The organism is Microbispora sp. H10830, assembly GCF_014161375.1.
GTDB lineage: Bacteria > Actinomycetota > Actinomycetes > Streptosporangiales > Streptosporangiaceae > Microbispora > Microbispora catharanthi.
Genome location: NZ_JABBWX010000017.1, coordinates 136,380 through 151,556 on the forward strand (window position 1 = coordinate 136,380; position 15,177 = coordinate 151,556).

General features: G+C 73.9%; 12 protein-coding genes. 7 read left to right on the forward strand and 5 right to left on the reverse strand.

Translation table 11 applies throughout. From position 1 onward, the window contains the following. Positions 1–28 precede the first annotated feature (28 nt). From HHX35_RS34380 to HHX35_RS34395, 4 genes are all read left to right on the forward strand, one after another. Positions 29–1,000, forward strand: a complete 972-nt coding sequence (locus tag HHX35_RS34380; RefSeq protein WP_182902815.1) for an AraC family transcriptional regulator — start codon at positions 29–31, stop codon at positions 998–1,000. A gap of 104 nt (positions 1,001–1,104) precedes the next feature. Then, the gene (locus HHX35_RS34385; RefSeq protein WP_182902816.1) at positions 1,105–1,686 is read left to right on the forward strand and encodes an MFS transporter; all 582 of its coding nucleotides are present in this window, start codon (positions 1,105–1,107) and stop codon (positions 1,684–1,686) included. Between the two features lie 221 nt (positions 1,687–1,907). Beyond that, on the forward strand, positions 1,908–2,456 hold the full coding sequence (locus HHX35_RS34390) for a copper chaperone PCu(A)C (protein WP_182902817.1): 549 nt from the start codon (positions 1,908–1,910) through the stop codon (positions 2,454–2,456). Next, positions 2,449–3,663 (forward strand): Dyp-type peroxidase, encoded by a 1,215-nt coding sequence (locus tag HHX35_RS34395; protein WP_182902818.1) that lies wholly within the window; start codon positions 2,449–2,451, stop codon positions 3,661–3,663. The genes HHX35_RS34390 and HHX35_RS34395 overlap by 8 nt, the downstream gene beginning before the upstream one ends. 110 nt (positions 3,664–3,773) lie before the next feature. On the opposite strand, the gene HHX35_RS34400 is transcribed toward HHX35_RS34395, so the two are convergent. The 3 genes from HHX35_RS34400 to HHX35_RS34410 form a co-directional block, all read right to left on the reverse strand. Further along, positions 3,774–4,517 carry a YcnI family protein gene (locus HHX35_RS34400; RefSeq protein ID WP_182902819.1) on the reverse strand — a complete coding sequence of 248 codons (744 nt, stop codon included), beginning with the start codon at positions 4,515–4,517 and terminating at the stop codon, positions 3,774–3,776. A gap of 102 nt (positions 4,518–4,619) precedes the next feature. Then, complete coding sequence (locus HHX35_RS34405) at positions 4,620–5,210, reverse strand: MFS transporter (RefSeq protein WP_182902820.1); 591 nt, start codon at positions 5,208–5,210, stop codon at positions 4,620–4,622. 185 nt (positions 5,211–5,395) lie between these two features. Continuing rightward, positions 5,396–7,066: a lectin gene (locus HHX35_RS34410; RefSeq protein WP_310739503.1), complete on the reverse strand. Its 1,671-nt coding sequence runs from the start codon at positions 7,064–7,066 to the stop codon at positions 5,396–5,398. A 991-nt stretch (positions 7,067–8,057) separates the two neighbouring features. Between HHX35_RS34410 and HHX35_RS34415 the strand changes: the two genes are divergently transcribed. Beyond that, a complete protein-coding gene (locus HHX35_RS34415) occupies positions 8,058–9,920 on the forward strand; it encodes a cytochrome c oxidase assembly protein (protein WP_182902821.1) in 1,863 nt (620 codons plus the stop codon). 48 nt (positions 9,921–9,968) lie between these two features. On the opposite strand, the gene HHX35_RS34420 is transcribed toward HHX35_RS34415, so the two are convergent. Beyond that, on the reverse strand, positions 9,969–11,684 hold the full coding sequence (locus HHX35_RS34420; RefSeq protein ID WP_182902822.1) for a DEAD/DEAH box helicase: 1,716 nt from the start codon (positions 11,682–11,684) through the stop codon (positions 9,969–9,971). Between the two features lie 243 nt (positions 11,685–11,927). On the opposite strand from HHX35_RS34420, the gene HHX35_RS34425 reads away from it, so the two are divergent. Both HHX35_RS34425 and HHX35_RS34430 read left to right on the forward strand, forming a co-directional pair. Further along, positions 11,928–13,136 (forward strand): monooxygenase, encoded by a 1,209-nt coding sequence (locus HHX35_RS34425; RefSeq protein WP_182902823.1) that lies wholly within the window; start codon positions 11,928–11,930, stop codon positions 13,134–13,136. 9 nt (positions 13,137–13,145) lie between these two features. Beyond that, the gene (locus tag HHX35_RS34430) at positions 13,146–14,330 is read left to right on the forward strand and encodes an MFS transporter (RefSeq protein WP_310739504.1); all 1,185 of its coding nucleotides are present in this window, start codon (positions 13,146–13,148) and stop codon (positions 14,328–14,330) included. Here HHX35_RS34430 and HHX35_RS34435 read toward each other — a convergent pair. Next, the gene (locus tag HHX35_RS34435; protein ID WP_182902825.1) at positions 14,297–15,103 is read right to left on the reverse strand and encodes an SAM-dependent methyltransferase; all 807 of its coding nucleotides are present in this window, start codon (positions 15,101–15,103) and stop codon (positions 14,297–14,299) included. The two genes, HHX35_RS34430 and HHX35_RS34435, sit on opposite strands and share 34 nt — an antisense overlap. Positions 15,104–15,177: the final 74 nt, after the last annotated feature.

Genomic DNA, 15,177 nt, shown 5'->3' on the forward strand with positions numbered 1-15,177 from the left:
CTCGACTCGATCGCCGCGGGGGAAGCCGATGGATCCACTCGAAGACGTGCTCGCGCTGCTGGGCACCCGGGCACACCTGTCCACGGGGATGACGGCGGGCGGCAGCTGGGCGGTGCGCTTCGAGCCGCCGGACGGCGTGAAGTTCAACACCGTCCGGCGCGGCCGGTGCCTCCTGGGTGTCGAGGGCCTCACCGCGCCGATCCCTCTGGCGGAGGGCGACTGCTTCCTGCTTACGCACCCCGTCGCCTTCACTCTCTCCAGCGACCCCCACACCGTCCCGGTCGACGCCGAGCCCTTGTGGAGCGCCGCCCGGGGCCGCCTCCCCCACGTCGGCGACGGTGTGGACACGTTGATCATCGGCGGCCGCTTCTCGTTCGGCGACCGCGCGCGCGAGCTGCTGCTCGACGGGCTGCCGCCGGTCATCCACGTGCCCGCGGAAACCGGCGAGGCGAGCGCGGTGCGGTGGGCCCTCGGTCAGATCGACGCCGAGCTGCGGGGGCGTCCGATCGGCTCGACGCTCGTGGCCGAGCATCTCGCCGTGGTCATGCTCATCCACGTGCTGCGTCTGCACCTCGCCCGCGAGCCCCGCGCGGTGTCGGGGTGGCTCGCCGGTCTCGCCGACCCCGTGGTCGCGGCGGCACTGCGGTCCATGCACGCCCGGCCCGCCCACCCGTGGACCGTCGCGGAGCTGGCACGGGCCGGTGCGGTGTCCCGATCCACCCTCGCCGCGCGGTTCAAGGACACGGTCGGTCTCGGTCCCCTGGACTACCTCGCCCGATGGCGGATCGAGCTCGCCTCCCGGCGCCTGCGCATCGGCGACGACACGCTCGCCACGATCGCCCTCGCCGTGGGCTACGGCTCGGAAAGCGCCCTCAGCACCGCGTTCAAGCGGATCACCGGCCTCTCGCCGCGCGAGTATCGCCGGCGGCGTGCGGGCACGGCCCTTGTCTCTGCGGCCGTCGCCGCGTCCCCGAGCCCGGCGTCGCAGGCCGGCGGTTGAACCGGCATCGCCGCGGGCGCGGCGGCCGAGGAGCCGGACGTCCGCGAGCGACACGGCGTCCCGGAACGGGGACCGGGCACCCGGCGTGCCATATTGGCTGTGCCATGCCGGTGACATCGCCTCTCCGCCTCGCCCGAGCCGCCGCCTTCACCGCGGTGTGCCTCGGCCTGGGTGTGGTGGCGCACCTGTTCAGCGGCGGCGTGGTCGCCCCCGGCGCGCTGGTGCTGGGCCTGCCGGCGGTCTTCGCCGCCGCGCTGCCCCTGTCCGGTGGGGAACGGACGCTGCGCGCGATCCTGCCCCTGCTCGCGGCCCTGCAGGTCGCGCTGCACGGATTGTTCGCCCTGTCGTCCCCGTCGTCGTCCGCGCCGTCGTCCGCCTTGCCTGTCCTGGCCGGGCATGCCATGGCCGGGCACGCGCATGCCGGGCCGGGCTTCGGAATGCTGCTCGGCCACGGCTGGGCGGTGGTGCTGACGGCTCTGTGGCTCGCAAGGGGCGAGGCCGCCCTCTGGGCGCTGCTGCGGCGGCTCGCCGTACGGCTCACGCGGATCGCGGCCGATCCGGCTCCGCCGGTGTTCACACCGCCCGCGTCGCCGCATCCTGACGGGGCGCGGCTGCCGCGCTCCGTCGCACCGCTGCACTGCGTCACCCGGCGCGGCCCACCCCGCCTTCTCCAGCCGTCCGCCTGAGACGGCGCCCCTCACCCCGCTCCCGGCCGTATTCGGCCCTGGGAGCGTTGTCGATGCTCTTTTCCGGCGGAGCATGCCCGCGCGCATGCCCCGATCTGCGGCCGTGGCGGCCGGTCCCGCCCGCGCTGCCCCGCATCGCCGGGGACGGCCCGCGGGGGCTGCCTCGCATGCCCGGGAACGCCGCCCGCGTGCCCGCCGGACGACCGAGAGAAGGCTTTCGCATGACCACCATCACCGTCGTCTACCGCGTGCTCCCGGCGGCACTGGCCGCACTCCTGGCCACCGGGGCCTGTGCCGCGCCGTCCGGCACCACCACCGGCACCACCACCGGCGCCGCCTCGCCGGCCGCGGCGCAGACCCCCGCCTCCGCGGCCGCCGCCCCGCTGTCGATCAGCGACCCGTGGGTGAAGACGGCCCGCTCCGGCATGAGCGCCGCCTTCGCCACGCTCGTCAACACCACCGGCGCGGCGGTGACCGTCGTCGCGGCGAGCACCCCTGTCTCCCCGTCCGTGGAGCTGCACGAGGTCGTCGGAGACGGCGGCACCACGACCATGCGCCGCAAGCAGGGCGGGTTCGTGATCCCCGCCGGTGGCCGGCACGTGCTCCAGCCCGGCGGCGACCACATCATGCTCATGGACGTGCGCACGGCCGTCGAGCCCGGCGCGGAGGTGCCCTTCACGCTCACCCTGAAGGACGGCAGGACGGTGTCCTTCACCGCGGTGGCAAAGGACTTCGCCGGCGCCAACGAGTCCTACGCCCCTCATGAGTGAGAGCGGACACCCGGCGGAACGGCGGCTGACCCGGCGCGGCCTGCTCGCGGGAGGGGCGGTCGCCGCCGCGGCGGCGGCCTGCGCCCCGGCCTCCGCCGTACCGGACACGGCAGGGCGCGCATCGGCCGGGCCCGCGCCCCTCCCCGGCGGTGACGCCGTCGAACCCTTCCACGGCGTCCACCAGGCGGGCGTCGCGACGTCTCCGCAGACGTTCGCGGTGTTCGCCGGGTTCGACCTGCGGCCGGGGACCGGCCGTGCGGCGCTCGCGCGCCTGATGCGGCTGCTGACCGACGACGCGCGGCGGCTCACCCGGGGCGAGCCCGCGCTCGCCGACACCGACGCCGAGCTCGCACACCTGCCCGCGCGGCTCACCGTCACCTTCGGGTTCGGCGCCGGGCTGTTCGAGGCGGCGGGGGCCGGGCATCTCGCGCCGCGGCCGCTGCCGGCGTTCAAGGTCGACGCCCTCCAGCCCCGCTGGAGCGGCGGCGACCTGCTGGTCCAGGTGTGCGCGGACGACCGCGTCACGCTGGCGCACGCCCTGCGCGTGCTCGTCAGGGACGCCCGCTCCTTCGCCACCGTGCGCTGGACCCAGCACGGATTCCGGCAGAGCCCGCAGGTGCGTGCGCCGGGGACGACCCAGCGCAACCTGATGGGCCAGCTCGACGGCACCGTCAACCCCCGGCCGGGGTCGGCGGACTTCGAGCGGGCCGTGTGGGTGCGCGACGGGTGGCTGCGCGAGGGCACCACACTGGTGCTCCGCCGCATCCGGATGGACCTGGAGAAGTGGGACGCCGCGGACCGGGCGGCCAAGGAGTTCAGCGTCGGGCGGCGGCTGGACACCGGTGCGCCGCTGACCGGCCGGGCCGAGACCGACGAGCCCGACTTCGCCGCGCTCGGCCCTTCGGGCCTGCCGGTGATCTCCGAGTACGCGCACATCCGCCGCGCCCGGGTGGCCGACCCGGGCATGCGCATCCTGCGCCGGGCCTACAACTACGAGGACGGCCTCAGCCCGGAGGGACGGCCGGACGCCGGCCTGTTGTTCGCGTCCTACCAGGCCGACGTGGCGCGGCAGTTCGTCCCGATCCAGCAGCGCCTCGCGGAGGTGGACCTGCTCAACCAGTGGATCACGCCCATCGGGTCGGCCGTCTTCGCCGTGCCGCCCGGGTGTTCCCCTGGCGGCTGGATCGGCGAGGGCCTCCTGTCCTGACCGCCGTGCTCCCGGCGGGCCCGGCGGTGCGCTCGAACAGTGCACAGAGAAGAGGGAGCCCCTTCCGGGCCGCGTGACCCGGAAGGGGCTCCCGATAGAGGCCGGGCGGCTCAGCCGCGCGAGCGGCGCAGGGCGGTGATGCCCGCCCCGGCCCCCACCAGGCCGGCGACGAGGCCGAGGCCGCCGAGCACCAGGGCCGGGGTGGTGTCCCCGCCCTCGTGATCGTCGTCGTCGCTCGCCGCGGCCGCCACCGTGGGGGCGGCGGAGGCGGCGGCGGGCGAGGCGGAGGCGGCGCCGTGCTGGTCGTCCTCCCCTTCCTCGGCGGCGACGAGCTTGAGCGTCGGCGCGGGGTGCTCGGGCTCGGACCCGTCGGCCTTCGGCGCGTCCGCCCACTTGACGACCTCATCGTTGGAGTAGGTCTGCGTCGTGGGGAACTCGAGCGCGTCCACGTTCTTCGGCAGCGGGCCGACCGACGCCTCGAACTCCTGGAACTGGCCGGACTCGATCTTCCCGCCGGTCCAGGTGATCTTCAGCACCGACTCGGTGATCTTGTCGCCGTCGTCGGAGACGACGGGCTTGGGCAGCTTGCCTCGGGTGAGCTTGACGTCCCAGCCGGGGACCGGGCGGACCGAGACGAACGGCAGCGGATGGTCGGTGGGGAACTCGACCTCCACCTTGGTGGTCGAGGCGCTGTCGCGCTCGTTGGGGACCCGGAAGGCGATCTTCGTCCAGGAGCCCTGCACGGCGGTGCCGGGGTTGACGGTGACGTGGGCGAGGGCGGGCACGGCGAGACCGATGGTGAGCGCGAGGGCACCGGCGGTGACGGTGGCCGCACGACGGACATACGAGGTCATGGGGGTTCTCCAGTCGTCTGCGAGATTACGGAGGCGCGCGAGCATGTCCCTATGGGGACAGGCAGATCCCATGGGGAGAGATGCGCCGCTCGCGCGTGAAGCTCAGAAGACCAGGAGAACCGGCGGCCCGCGGCGGACGACCGCGTGCCGCAGCACGCCCGCGGTGCGCGGAGCGCGCTCGGAGTTCCGCATCGCGCGCCGGCGTGGACGTCCGGTGCCCGCGAGATCGGCCCCCCGCAGCGCGAGCAGCGCACGCACCAGCACGGCCACCGCCCGCAGGCAGCGGACCGCCCCGGCGCCGATCGCGCGCAGCACGGACCACAGGGCCTCCTCGCCGCGTGACAGCCACAATCCGGTGAGGGTCGCCGCGGTGAGGTGGGCGGTGAACATGCCGGTCTGCGCGCTCAGGCCGCCGTGCCAGGTGGGGTGTGACACCGCGGCGGGCCCCGTGGCGTCGAGGAGACAGTGCAGGAACACCTGGGCGCCGGCCAGCAGACCGACGATCGCCTGGGGCGACCGTTCCCGGCCCGCCGCGACGGCCACGCCTGCCGTCACCGTGAGCACTCCCGTGAGGAGCGCGGCGGGCGCCGGCCCGCCTCCGCCGGCGAACCGGTGCGCGCCGACGGCGAGGAGCACGCAGACGGCGGAGAAGGCGGCCGACCGCGCGAGCCTGAAGGAGAGCGTGGCGCGCATGACGCCGGGATTGTCTCACACCCCGGCGATCTCGGCCGGTCCGCCGCCGATCTTCACAGCCAGCACGGCGGCGCGCCGGGACGGCGTCGGCCAAGGGGCCGCTCCGCGCCGCGGCCCGCCGCTGCCGCGCACGGTCTTCGCCGGGACGGATCGTGCCGTCCCGGCGAAGGGCATGCGCAGAGAGGTCAGACGCGGGTCCAGCGCTGGTTGGCCTGGCCGTTGCAGGTCCAGATGATGACCTTGGTGCCGTTGGCGGTGCCGTTGTTGTAGGCGTCCAGGCACTTGTTCGCGCCGACGGCGGTGATGGTGCCGTCGGAGTTGAGCCGCCACTTCTGGTTGTTCTGGCCGTTGCAGTCCCAGATGATCACGGCGGTGCCGTCGGCCGTGCCGCCGCCGTTGACGTCCAGGCACTTGTTGCCGTACACGCGCAGCTCACCGGCGCTGGTGGAGGTCCACTGCTGGTTGTTCTGACCGTTGCAGTCCCACAGCTGCACCTGGGCGCCGTTGGTCTGGGAGACGCCGGTGACATCCAGGCATCGGCCCGACCCCACACCCTTGATCGCGCTCGTGGTGCCGGAAGTGGGCGACGGACTGGCGGACGGACTGACGGACGGACTGGCGCCGCTCCCTGTGACGGTGAGAAGGACCGCTTCGCGGGCGGGCACGGTCACGGTGTAGCCACCGTCGAACGTCCCGGCGTCGGTCCCCGTCCACAGGTTCCGTACGGTCGCCGGTCCCGCGAGGCCGAGGTCGGACCAGCGGGCGGTGATGGCGGCGGGCGAGGTGGTGCGGTTGAGCAGGAGCACCGCGCGCCGGCCGGTCCCCGACAACACCTTGGAATACACCTGGCGGCCGCTCAGATCCTCGGCCACCTTCACCCCCTGCCGCCCGAGAGGGTCCTGGTCGACCGCCAGCACCTCCCCATTGGTGAGGATCGCCCTGGTCTCGGCGGTCATCGTGGCGAGGTTGTTGCCGGCCAGCAGGGGCGCCCCCGAGATCGCCCACAGGCCCATGTGCGTACGGTTCTGCGCGGCCGAGAAGCCGTTCATTCCGACGACGAGCATGTCAGGGTCGTTGTAGTGTCCCGGGCTCTGGGCGGCGGGATGCTGGGCGGAATCGAAGTTGGCCAGCACCCGGTCCATCGACGCGCTCTGCCCCCAGTAGATGATGTCGCCGCTGGTCCGCCACATGGTGGACATGCCCGGCGCCCAGTCCCAGGGGCTCTGGACACCCCAGTTGCACACCGACAGCACCATCGGCCGCCCGGTCTGCGCCGTGGCCCGGTCTATCGCGTCGCTGATCGCCTGGTAGGCGGTGCGAGGGTTGAGACCCTCGGCGCTCCCCCCGCACCAGTCGACCTTCACGAAGTCGAAGCCCCACCGCGAGAACTGCAGGAAGTCCTGGTCGTAGTGGCCCTCGCTACCGCTGTTCGGCGCGGCCGGACGGCCGGTCGGGTAGTAGTAGCCGCATCCGTTCCGACCGGCGTCTGTGTAGATGCCCGCCTTCAAGCCCTTGCTGTGGATATAGTCGGCGATCGCCTTCATTCCGCCCGGCCACTCCGCCGTGTCGACCGTGATGTTGCCGGACGCGTCACGCGTTCCCTGCCACCAGCCCTCGTCGATGTTGACGTACTGGTAGCCGGCGTCCTTCATCCCCGAGGACACCATCGCGTCCGCCTGAGCTTTGATCACGTTGTAGTTGATCTGGGCCGCGAAGGTGTTCCACGACGCCCAGCCCATCGGCGGAGTCGTCACCGCCGCCACGGCCGCGGCGGCGACCGTTCTCGTCGTGGCGGCCGCGGCGCCGTCCGCGACCGCCCACCCCGACGGCACCATCGCCACGATCGCGAGGTGCACGGCGGCGACCAGGCGCCAAAGCCGCCGAACGCGGGGGGAACGGCCGCCCACGGTGTGCCCGGGGGGCCGTCGCCGGCCAGGCCCGCACAGTCGCATTCGTTTCTCCTTCTGGTAGGGGGCCCTCGACAGGTGCGGGCACGGCCGATCTCCGGAGAAGGAAGCCGGCGGATCCCGCGTCCAGGTCGAGCGGGCATGGCTGTAGGACAAGGAGGAAGCCGGAGATACCCGCGAGATTCACCGCGTGGCGGATCGCCGGACGCGACGCGGCCGACGTCACCGCCGGCCCCTGCCGCTCATCACCGACCCCGGCAGGAAGAAGCCGAACGCGAAATCAGTGTCGAAACCACCGTGAGATGTGTCAAGACCGTTGAGCGAATCGTTTCGCGCAGCATTTCCATCGTGCGGGCCCAGGTGTCCACGAACCGCACCTCACCGCGCGCGCCCCCGGCCGGTGAAACTTTCAGCATGGTCCGCCACCCGGGAGGAGATGAGCGCCCCGGTGCCCGGGGAATCCCGGAGGCGGCCCTGACCCGGGCTCTTGACAGCGTCCGCCGCGTCGTATTTGCTCCGCTGCACCACCGCCCTTGAGCCACTCCCGGAAGGAGAACCTCTCCGCCATTCGATTGTTAACGCTAACAATTTCGCGTAGAACCATCTGAAGGAAGACCTGGCCGTTCCGCGACCGCACAGCTCGCGTCCGACCCCCGCGAGAGAGCGCGATCCCATGTGGCTTCCCCCACGCGGCTCACACCTGAGAGGAGGAAAAAGCACATATCGGCACGTCAACGCTGACACGCTCGGCCGGCCCTTACGCCGATCTTCCCCACGACGCGAGTGGCCACGCCATGTCGGCATCGGCCCCGGAAGGGGCCGATGCACGTTTCAGCCGGACGCCGAGGCGATGGCGATCCTGTCGAGGGGGGCTCCCCTGAGGACGCCCCTTCGGTCATACTCTCAAGCGATCAACGGTGCCGAGCCGAGGACGCCGACGATGACATCTCCCCAGCGCCACCGCGGCGTGGTCGTTCCCGCCGTCGCCGCGGCGGCGTTCGCCGTACTGGCGCTCGCCCTGTGGTTCGGGGGCGGCAGACCACAACCGGCGATCCAGGGCCTGCCCTCCCCCGGCGCCCTGACCACCTGGGGCCTGCCGGTCGCGCGCCTCGTCCACGACCTCTGCGCCGCCGCCACGGTCGGGGTCCTGCTGGCAGCCGTCGTGCTGGCCCCCGCGAGCGGCCGGGTCGTCGTGCGGGCGGCCGGGGCCTGGGCGCTCGGCTGGGCGGCGAGCGCGGCGGTCACCGAGGTCCTGACGCTGTCGGACTTCCTCGGGCTGCCGCCGGGCGACGCGCTGCGCTCCGGCGCGCTGCCCGCCTTCCTCTTCCACATCCCGCAGGGTCAGGCGTTCCTGACGGTGACGCTCGCGGCCCTGGCGGTCGCCGCCGGGTCGCTCCTGCCGAACGGCCCCCTGCTCCGGCTCACGCTGCTCGCGGTGGCGCTCCTCGCGGTGCTGCCCCCGGCGTACGTGGGCCACTCCGCCTCGGCCGCCGACCACAACCTCGCCGTCCTCAGCCTGATGGCGCACGTGGCGGCCGTCGCGCTGTGGACCGGCGGCCTGTACGCCCTCGTGGCGCACCTGCGCGCCGCACCCGGGCTCACCGTCGCCGTGCGCCGCTTCAGCACGCTCGCGCTCGGCTGCTTCGCCGCCGTCGGGGCGTCCGGCGCACTCAACGCCTGGGTGAGGCTCGGCTCGCTGCCCCTGCTCTGGCAGTCGAGGTACGGCCTGCTCGTGCTGGCCAAGATCGCCGCGCTGGCGGTGCTCGGCTGGTTCGGGTGGCGGCACCGGCGCAGGACCATCGAGGCGATGGACACCGGCGGGGCCCGCGCGCCGTTCCTCCGCCTCGCCTGCGGCGAGATCGCGGTGATGGCCGGCACGCTGGGCCTGGCCGTGGCGCTGGGACGCACGCCCCCGCCGCCCACGGGGACGGCCGCGCACCAGCACGACGCGCTGGGGTACGCCCTGCCTCCCCTCACCCCGGGTGCGCTCGTCACCGAGGTGCGGCCCGACCCGATCGCGCTGCTCCTGCTGGCCGCCGCCCTCGCCGCGTACCTGTCCGGCGTGCGGCGGCTGTCGCGCGCGCCGGGGGACGGCGAGGGGTGGCCGGCCTGGCGGACCGCCTCCTGGCTGGCCGGCCTGGCCGTGCTCGGCTACGCCACCTCCGGAGGTGTGGCGGCGTACGCGCCCGCGCTGTTCTCGGCGCACGCGGCGCAGTACGCGCTGCTCGGCGCCGTGGGCCCCGTCCTGCTCGTGTTCGGCGCCCCGGTGACGTTGTGGCGGCGGGCGCGTCCGGACGCGGATCCCGTCGGCGGTCCCGCCGGCCGCGCACTGTCCCATCCGGTGACGGCGCTGGCCCTGTACGCGCTGCCGTATCCGGAGCTGTACCTGACCGGCCTGTTCGGATACGCCCAGCCGAGCCTCGCCCTGCGGCTGGCGGCGCAGACGGTGGTGACGGTCACCGCGGTGCTGTTCCTCGCGGTGGCCGCCGGCGCGGACCCGCTCCCGCGCGCGATCCGGCCCCAGGTCCGCGCCTGGATGCTCGCCGGGGCGATCGCCGTACGCGCGTGGACGGGCCTGGTGGTGCTGGCGGGGCCGCCGCAGGCACCGGAGTGGTACGCGGCGCTCGGGCTGCCGTGGGCGCCGGACCGGGCGGCCGACCAGCGGCTGGGGGCGCTGCTCGGCACCGGCGTGACCGTCGCCGTCCTCGCGGGCCTGCTCGCGCTGCTGCTCGCCCGCTGGCGCGCGGCGCGGCGCAGGACCGTCGCGGCCGCCCGCGCAGGAAGGTCCGTGGGCGCCCGCTGACCGGGCCGCCCATGCGATCCGGTCAGCCGGCGGACGGAAATCCGGTGGTCAGCGGCGGCCGCGGGGGGCGTCGTCGCGGTCCCTGCGCACGATCGGCTTCCTGCCCTTGATCGTGGTGCGGCGCAGCGCCTGGACCACCTCGTCCACGGCGCCGTCCGGGATCTCGACCAGGGTGAACCGGTCGGCGATCTCGATCGCGCCGATCTCGCGCCCGCTGACCCGGGTCTCCCCGGTGATCGCGCCGACGATGTCCTGGGGACGCACGCCCGCGCTGCGGCCCGCGCCGACGAAGACGCGGCTCATCGCGCCGCCTGTGCGCCGCCCGCGCCGGTCGTCGCGGCCGTACCTGTCGTCGCGCGGCCCGCGCTCGGGCCGCTGGGCGCGCGGCGCGACCTCGGGGATCTCCTCCTCGTCGGCGGCGGCGCCGGTGGACTCGTGGGCGAGCTTGACCGCCGCGAGCGCGATGGCGACCAGGTCGAACTCGTCGGCGAGCGTCTCGACCACCACACGGAAGCGGTCGAGGTCGCCGTCCTCCATCAGGCTCTCCTGCAGCGCGGCCCTGGTCAGCTCCAGGCGCCGGGCGCGCAGATCGGCGACCGTCGGCACCTTCTCGACCGTGATCCTGCTGCGGGTGACGCGCTCGATGGTCTTGAGCATGCGGTGCTCGCGCGGCTCGGCGAGTGTGATCGCGACGCCCTCGCGACCGGCCCGGCCCACCCGGCCGATGCGGTGCACGTACGACTCGGGGGCGGACGGCACGTCGTAGTTGATTACGTGGGTGAGCTGCTCGATGTCGAGGCCGCGGGCGGCCACGTCGGTCGCGACGAGCAGGTCGGCGGTCCCGCTGCGCAGCCGGCTCATGACCCGGTCGCGCTGCTCCTGGCCCATGCCGCCGTGCAGGGCCTCGGCGCGGTAACCCCGGCCGTTCATGGTCTCGGTGAGCTGGTCGACCTCCTCACGGGTGCGGCAGAAGACGATCGCCGCGGTGGGGGCCTCCACGTCGAGCACCCGGCCCAGCGCCGCCGGCTTGTATGCCCGCGACACGATGTAGGCGCTCTGCCGGATGAGCGGCGCCTCGCCGGCGGCGGGCGCCTCCCGCTCGATCCTGATCCGCACCGGCTGGCGCAGGTGGCGCCGGGCGATCCCGTCGATGCGCGGCGGCATGGTCGCGGAGAACAGCACGGTCTGCCGGTCCTCCGGGGTGTCCTGGAGGATCGCCTCGATGTCGTCGGCGAAGCCCATGTCGAGCATCTCGTCGGCCTCGTCGAGGACGATCATCCGCAGGCCCTTCAGCGGCAGGGTGCCCCTGCCGATGTGGTCGAGCGCCCGTCCCGGCGTGGCGACGACGACGTCCACGCCGCGCTCCAGCGCCCGCAGCTGCCGCCCGATCGGCTGGCCGCCGTAGATGGGCAGCACCCGAGCGCCGAGGTCGCGGCCGTAGCGGTGCATGGCCTCCGAGACCTGGACGGCCAGCTCACGGGTCGGCACGAGCACGAGCCCGGCGGGCTCCCCGCCGCCGTCCTCCGCGCCCAGCGGATGGGCGCCGTGCAGCCGCTGGAGCATGGGCAGGGCGAACGCGGCCGTCTTGCCCGTGCCGGTCGCGGCCTGCCCGAGGAGGTCGCGGCCCTCCAGCAGCGGCGGGATGGCCTCCCGCTGGATCGGCGTGGGCTCCTCGTAGCCGAGACCGGTCAGGGCCTTGAGGAGCTCGGGGCCCAGCGCCAGATCGGCGAATCCGGGTCCTTCATCGATCTCGTTCACGACCATGTCCTGCTCCTGGTCCTGCTCCTGGTCCCGGCTGTGGCGGGGCGAATGTGCACGGGACGACCCTATGGTCTTTCCGCCCTTACCCCGAACGCCGCCCCCGGCACGCGACGCGCTCCTCCCCCTGGCCCCTGCGGCGTACGCGTCTCCTGCCGAGGTCGGAGCAGAGGTTTACATCCGAAGTAGGTCGACGTGACCGCCCCGGCAAGGAAGCCTGGAAAGCGTCCCCGAGGAGCAGGAGGCTCCATGGAAGGAAAGGCACGGTTGACACGGTGGGCGGGCGGGGCCGCGGTCGCGCTCGCCGCCGTCCTTCTCGTCGCGTCGTGCGGCGACGCGGCACCCGGGCGCACTTCCGGCGCCTCGGGCGCACCCGCCGCGCAGACCGGCCACGCCGGTCACGCGGGCCACGCCGCGGCCGGGACGCCGCCGGCGGCGCCGCTGCGGCCGGGCGAACGGTTCATGACGCTGACGGTCCCGGAGCCCTACCGGCCCTCGGCGCCCTCGGGCGGCACCGACGAGTACCGCTGCTTCCTGGTCGATCCCGGGCTCACGGGGCCCGCGTTCCTGACCGGCAGCCGGTTCCTGCCGCAGAACACCGACATCGTGCACCACGCGATCATCTTCCGGGTCGGCCCCAAGGAGGCGGAGGCGGCGCGCAGGGCCGACGCCGCGACCCCGGGCGAGGGCTGGACCTGCTTCGGCGACGCCGGTATCGAGAACGGCGCGTGGGTCGGCTCCTGGGCCCCAGGGGTCGACGAGACCCTGCTGCGGCAGAAGGTCGGGTATCCCCTCCCGGCAGGCAGCCAGATGGTGCTGCAGATCCACTACAACCTGCTGGGCGGCTCGGGCGGCACGGACAGGTCCGGCATCCGGCTGCGGCTCGCCGACGGCGCGAGCGGCCGGGCCCCTCTGGAGACGGGGCTGGTCGCGGGGCCGATCGAACTGCCCTGCACTGCCGAGGAGTCGGGGCCGCTGTGCGAGCGTGAGGCGGCCGTCGAGGATGTGGCCCACCGGTTCGGCGAGCAGGCGCGCCAGATGGTCGACGGCCTCACCCGGATGTGCGGGCGGGGCGAGCCTCCGCGGCCGGGCTCCACGCAGCACTGCGACATGCCCATCCGGGAAGACGCGACGCTGTACGCCGTCGCCGGGCACATGCACCTGCTCGGCCGCTCCATCCGGATCGACCTCAATCCCGGAAAGCCGGACGCGAGGACTCTGCTCGACATCCCCGCGTACAACTTCGACGACCAGGCGATCCGCCCGCTGGCCCAGCCGCTGGAGATCAAGGCCGGCGACACCCTCCGGGTGACCTGCACGCACGACGCGGGACTGCGCGCCATGCTGCCCGCGCTGCACGGGTCGGCGCCCCGCTACGTGGTCTGGGGCGAGGGAACCAGCGACGAGATGTGCCTGGGCCTGCTCGTGTGGTCGCCTCAGGCGCGATCCGGGACATAACGTGTGATCGTGGATCTTCGGGAGCTGAGACGGGCCAGGTTCGCGGTGTCGGTCACCTTCGCCCTGCACGGGGCGGTGACCGGCGGCTTCGCCTCCCGCATCCCCTGGATCCAGGATCACGTCGGGGCCGGGCCCGGCCAGCTCGGGCTGGCCCTGCTCGCGCCCGCGGTCGGCTCCATCCTCGCGATGCCGACCGCCGGGCGCCTCACGCACCGGTTCGGCGGGCGGGCCGTCACCCGCGTCTCGATCGGCCTGTGGTGCCTGGTCCTCGTCCTGCCCCCGCTGGCGCCGAACCTGCCTCTGCTGTGCGCGGCGCTCATGCTGTACGGAGCGGTGGCCGGCATCGGCGACGTCGCGATGAACGCCCAGGGAGTGGTGATCGAGCAGCGGCTCGGCCGTTCGATCATGTCCGGGCTGCACGGCATGTGGAGCGTGGGAACGCTCGCAGGCGGCGCGGTGGGCACGCTGGCGGCGAGCGCGGGCCTCGACGCCCGGCTCCATCTGGGCGGGGCGGCGGTCGTGCTGTTCCTCGTGGCTCTGGCCGCGGGCCCGCTGCTGCTCGACGTGCGGGCGGGTGAGGACGAGCCCGCCCCGCCGCATTTCGTGCTCCCGCCCCGCGAAGTGCTGCTCATCGGACTGGTGGGCTTCTGCTCGGTGTTCGGCGAGGCCGCCGCCCAGGACTGGTGCGCGGTCTACCTCCGGCAGGTCGCGGGCGCGTCCCAGGCGGTGGGCGCCGCGGCGTACACGGCCTTCGCCTGCATGATGGCCGCGGGCCGGTTGTGCGGCGACGCGGTGGTGCGGCGGCTGGGGCCGGTGGCGACCGTGCGCGGCGGCGGGGCGCTGGCGGCGCTCGGCGGGCTGCTCGTCGTGGTCTCCCGGGCCCCGGTGCCGGCGATCGCCGGGTTCATGCTGATCGGCGTGGGGATCGCGGTGGTCATCCCGCTGGTGTTCGCGGCGGCGGGCAACGCCGCGCCCTCGCCGAGCGAGGGCGTCGCGGGCGCGGCCACGGTGAGCTACGCGTCGGGGTTCGTCGCGCCGAGCGCCATCGGCGGTATCGCCACGCTGGCCGGGCTGCCCGCCTCGTTCGCGCTGGTCACCGTGTTGCTGCTGGCGGTGCTGCTGGGCGCGGGCAGGCTCGCGCCCTCGGCCGGGAAGGCGCGTCAGGAGACGCGGCCGACCCCGCACAGGAAGTAGTTCTTGACCGCCAGCAGGCGCGGGTCGAACGCCTCGTGCTCGGGCCGCCACTGGTGCAGGTTGACCACACCGGGATCGACCAGGTCGAGCCCCTCGAAGAACGGCGTGATCTCGTCCGACTGCCTGGCCACGAACTGCGCGGACGCGCCCTGGTAGACCTGCTCGACGGCGGGCGCCCGCTCCGGGCGCTCGTCCACCGCGACGTGCGAGATGGCCAGGTAGCTGCCGGGTGCGAGCGCCTGGCGGATCTCTTCGATCAGCCGGCGGGGCTCGTCGGAGTCGGGCAGGAAGTGGACGATCGCGAGCAGCAGCACGGCGACCGGCCGGTCGAGGTCCAGGTGGCCCCGCACCTCGGGATGGGACAGGATCTCCTCAGGCCGCCGCAGGTCGCCCTCCACGACCCGCACCTGCGGGCTGTCCTGGAGCAGCGCGCGGGCGTGCGCGAGCACCTGCCGGTCGTTGTCGACGTACACGGTCCTGGAGCCGGGCGCGTGCTCGGCCGCCACCTGGTGGACGTTGCGCTGGGTGGGCAGGCCCGCGCCGATGTCGAGGAACTGCCGGATGCCCTGGCCGGCGAGGAACCGCACGGCGCGGACGAGGAATTCCCGGTTCTCCCTGATCCCCAGGGGGACCTCCGGCACGTGTCGCAGCACCTGCTCTGCCGCCGCCCGGTCGGCGGGGAAGTTGTCCTTGCCCCCGAGGAAGTAGTCGTACATCCGGGCCGCGTTGGGCACGTTCGGATCGAAGCCGGGCCCCATCGTCACCCGTTCCATGACGCCTCCCCCTGATCATCGTCAACGCGGGTGATCCTAGCCCGTTGCACGCGATGCACCTCACCCGTAGAGGA

Bases quoted from the DNA above. Each gene is read 5' to 3' on its own strand.
- HHX35_RS34435 (WP_182902825.1), bottom strand. From the start codon at position 15,103: ATGGAACGGGTGACGATGGGGCCCGGCTTCGATCCGAACGTGCCCAAC.
- HHX35_RS34405 (WP_182902820.1), bottom strand. From the start codon at position 5,210: ATGCGCGCCACGCTCTCCTTCAGGCTCGCGCGGTCGGCCGCCTTCTCC.
- HHX35_RS34390 (WP_182902817.1), top strand. From the start codon at position 1,908: ATGACCACCATCACCGTCGTCTACCGCGTGCTCCCGGCGGCACTGGCC.
- HHX35_RS34385 (WP_182902816.1), top strand. From the start codon at position 1,105: ATGCCGGTGACATCGCCTCTCCGCCTCGCCCGAGCCGCCGCCTTCACC.
- HHX35_RS34415 (WP_182902821.1), top strand. From the start codon at position 8,058: ATGACATCTCCCCAGCGCCACCGCGGCGTGGTCGTTCCCGCCGTCGCC.
- HHX35_RS34420 (WP_182902822.1), bottom strand. From the start codon at position 11,684: ATGGTCGTGAACGAGATCGATGAAGGACCCGGATTCGCCGATCTGGCG.
- HHX35_RS34395 (WP_182902818.1), top strand. From the start codon at position 2,449: ATGAGTGAGAGCGGACACCCGGCGGAACGGCGGCTGACCCGGCGCGGC.
- HHX35_RS34400 (WP_182902819.1), bottom strand. From the start codon at position 4,517: ATGACCTCGTATGTCCGTCGTGCGGCCACCGTCACCGCCGGTGCCCTC.
- HHX35_RS34380 (WP_182902815.1), top strand. From the start codon at position 29: ATGGATCCACTCGAAGACGTGCTCGCGCTGCTGGGCACCCGGGCACAC.
- HHX35_RS34425 (WP_182902823.1), top strand. From the start codon at position 11,928: ATGGAAGGAAAGGCACGGTTGACACGGTGGGCGGGCGGGGCCGCGGTC.